Source organism: Nocardia aurea, assembly GCF_003123685.1.
Lineage (GTDB): Bacteria > Actinomycetota > Actinomycetes > Mycobacteriales > Mycobacteriaceae > Nocardia > Nocardia aurea.
Genome location: NZ_QCYJ01000014.1, coordinates 1 through 566 on the forward strand (window position 1 = coordinate 1; position 566 = coordinate 566).

At 74.7% G+C, this 566-nt stretch carries 1 pseudogene; it reads right to left on the bottom strand.

Going from position 1 to position 566, the window contains the following annotated elements:
- Positions 1–436 (bottom strand): annotated as a pseudogene (locus tag DAT37_RS04110) (porphobilinogen synthase); the annotation flags it as partial.
- Positions 437–566 lie beyond the last annotated feature (130 nt).

The window sequence follows — 566 nt, forward strand, 5'->3', positions numbered from 1 at the left end:
GGGACCCGGCGCGGGCCTGGGCGACGGCGATGGAGGCGTAGCGCTCCAGCGTCGCGTCGTTGTCGACGTCGCCCGCGTCGGTGAGGATGCCGCAGTGGCCGTGGTCGGTGAACTCGTCGAGGCAGGTGTCGGCCATCACCACGAGGGCGTCGCCCACCTCGGCCGTGACCTCGCGCAGCGCCACCTGAAGCACCCCGTCGGGGTCGTCGGCCGCCGAGCCGCGGGCGTCCTTGACCGCGGGGATCCCGAAGAGTATGACCCCGCCCACCCCGGCCTCGGCCGCCTCGTGGACGGCCTTGCGCAGCGAGTCGCGGGTGTGCTGGAAGACGCCGGGCATCGAGGCGACCGGCGCGGGCTCCTCGATGCCCTCCTTGACGAACAGCGGCAGGATCAGCTCGGCCGGGTGCAGCCTGGTGCCCGCCACCATCCGGCGCATGGCGGCGCTGGAGCGCAGCCTGCGCGGGCGGGCCGTCGGGAACTCGGCACTCACTTGGCTCTCCTCCTGGCTCCTCTTCGGTTCTGCGACGGGCGCCGCGGGGTGTCGCCCGCGGCGAGGGCCGCCTGGC